2 protein-coding genes and 1 pseudogene are annotated in these 2,696 nt (G+C 54.3%); 2 read left to right on the top strand and 1 reads right to left on the bottom strand.

The window, feature by feature from the left end:
• Positions 1-213: pseudogene (locus tag CO664_RS31530) on the bottom strand (IS110 family transposase); the annotation flags it as partial.
• A 681-nt stretch (positions 214-894) separates the two neighbouring features.
• Here CO664_RS31530 and panD point away from each other — a divergent pair.
• The gene (gene panD / locus CO664_RS29915) at positions 895-1,350 is read left to right on the top strand and encodes an aspartate 1-decarboxylase (protein WP_097528130.1); all 456 of its coding nucleotides are present in this window, start codon (positions 895-897) and stop codon (positions 1,348-1,350) included.
• Between the two features lie 129 nt (positions 1,351-1,479).
• Positions 1,480-2,556: a D-alanine--D-alanine ligase gene (locus tag CO664_RS29910; protein ID WP_097528129.1), complete on the top strand. Its 1,077-nt coding sequence runs from the start codon at positions 1,480-1,482 to the stop codon at positions 2,554-2,556.
• Positions 2,557-2,696 lie beyond the last annotated feature (140 nt).

Here is a 2,696-nt window from a genome sequence, read left to right as displayed (position 1 = left end):
TGCGTCAACCTCACCCCAAAAGCGGGTCTCTCCCTCCCGGCCGGATTCAGCGACAGCGATCGCGTTCTTCAGTTTGGCGACATCGATTCCTATAAAAGCTTCTCTATAATCTGCCACGGCTCGTCCTCCTGTGATGAGGATCGGCTCGGCCTGTCCGAGCAACCCTCGGAAGACCAGTGTAGGGCGAGCCACCTCAGGCACGAAGACGGACATACGGTCTTACAGCGTTTCGTCTCGGTCTTCTCAGCCTTCCGTAATCTCTTCGTCAGTCCACTCAAGACGCTCCGCCTTCCAGATCCATATCCATCGCCTCAATGCTATGGCGGAATGGAAGCTGCGACCAGAGCCCTCGCCTGATATCCTGTCAGCGGTCCCTTCACGTCGAACCTCAGACAACGTGACAGCGCCCAGACACCTCCCCGCGGGTTTGTCGGATCCGCAACACACGCATGTCGAACCAATCTCCTGTTTGGCCTCAGGCAAATAGTTGAAAACAACACCAGAGTACCGCCTTCGGTTCTATCAGCTAGGTTGGCACGAGTTTTGCGACTTAATTGCGAGGCGGCGGAAGCTGCTAAAACGGTATCACGTCCTTGGGTGAATTGCGATGGATCGAGGAAATGAACATGCTAGGTTTGCGTCAAAATCTCATTTTACGGGTAGGGCATCGGCAGAGCGACAATGCCTCCACCTCATAATGGACCCACCTGCGTCTCACCGTCTCCCTCTGCCAGCGTACGCTGACGTCGATGTCCGTCATGATTGCCACTCTTTTTTGAAAGTCGGCTTCTCGGCCTATCTCGGGACGCCGATCAATCCCCCGATCCCTGCGATTAAGACCACTGACGTCGTTGGCGGCATGGCGATCGCCACGATTAGAAGAGGAAACTGTATATGAGAAAGATCGTTGCAGCCAAGCTTCATGGCATCACTGTCACTGGCGCGGATCTGAACTACCACGGATCAATAACTCTCGACCCTGACCACTGCGACGAGGCGGGTATTTTTCCGATGGAATTCGTTGAGGTTTGGAATAGGTCCTCAGGCGCGCGAATCAGCACATACGTCATCTACGGTGAAAGGGGTTCTCGTTGCTGCGTGCTGAACGGAGCCGCTGCTCGCACATGTCAGGTCGGAGATGAGATGATCGTTTGCTCGTCCACATACATTGAGGAACATCAGATCGCAGTTATCAAGCCGCGAGTGCTGACGTTCGACCGGAACAATTCTGTCCGCGACCGAATGTTCTACGATGCTAGGATAAGGGATGATGGAACGGTGACGTTTGAGGTTCGCGAGGGCTCTCTCCTCGCGGTAAATCATAACGACAAGGAACTGGCCGTTCCCTGATAGCTTACGGGGCCGGAATGGGCGGTGAAGGACACCAAACGGAGAATGATCCCGCTTACTCAGATGGTCTTCGTGTGTTCCGAGCCCCAATTATAGCTGACCGCACTTCTTTCTGAAAGGCAATCTACAATGCAATTGGCGCTCATGTATGGCGGCCGCTCGGTGGAGCACGATGGGTCGATCGCGATGTACAACCACATCGCAGACGTCCTCAACAATGCTTCCAATGCGGATATTTCACCGGTATCCATCTACTACATCTCACGATCCGGGGACCTGCTCAGGCTCGCACTTGACGGGGATCGCCTTCCCAAGCACGACGAGTTCGCAACCCGCGCTGAAACGCATCCGCTCGCTTCTCTCGCTCACCTACTCAAGCGCGAAGGCCTTTTCGTCTTTTCACTTCTTCAGGGCCAGGACGGGGAGGATGGCCAAATCCAGGCTCTTGCCCAATTCCACGACATTCCGGGGAGCTTCGGCGACAAGACTGCGGCCATGCTCTCAGCGGATAAGTATCTGCAGGGCGTAGTTGCCAATCGACTTTGCCTAGAGTTGACTCCCATTCCGACGGTCCAAGTCTCCCAAGGCAATTTCGAAGCCGGCATCAAAGAAGCCCTGCGGCATCTTGCTGGCCCGTGTGTCCTCAAACCGAACACGCTTGGAGGATCCTTCCTCACCGAGTGCACAGACAAACTCTCAGAGGATGGCCTCCGTTCTTATTCCGAACGAATCGCTCCGTTTGACGCTTCGTTTTTGGTCCAGCAGCGAATTTTTGGAACGGAGTACACGTGCGGCATCTTAATCGACCACCACGAGATTATGCCGCTTCCGATTGCGCGGATCAACAATCCTTCGGGCTTCCTCGGGTATGTTCAGAAGAAGACGCGATCGAGTAGCTACTCTGTTGAGTTCCATGACGTAGAGGAGAAGCTTCAAACTCGCATCGCCTCAATTTCCACGAAGATTGCTCGGGAGTTCAGGCTCCACACATTCGGGCGCCTTGATTTCATCGTTGATGAGCAGCAACGTGTTCACTTCTTCGAAATCAACCTAGTCCCAGGACTGACGGCAAACTGCATGTTTACAAAGATGCTCGCAAAAGCGGGCTTTGACCTGTGCCACGTCATTCGGCTAGCTGCCTCCAACGAGGCGAATGCAAGGAACCGAGAGAAGATCCGCAAGATCGAGACCAGCCGCGTTTGCTAGGGAATACAGCCTAGCGGCGTGATCGTTTGCGCGAAATGTGCTGCTCGTCCGTTTCGGGTAGGAGCGTGACCTTGCCCCGTTGAAATAATCCATTTTGAAGTAAGCTCTGGCCCATTGAGAGGACCAGAGAATGAAGCGCA

Origin of the sequence: Sinorhizobium sp. NG07B, from assembly GCF_002532005.1 — a bacterium.
GTDB classification, from domain to species: Bacteria; Pseudomonadota; Alphaproteobacteria; order Rhizobiales; family Rhizobiaceae; genus Sinorhizobium; species Sinorhizobium fredii_C.
Note: the sequence above shows the minus strand (reverse complement) of the source record. Positions and strands in the feature narration are given on the sequence as shown.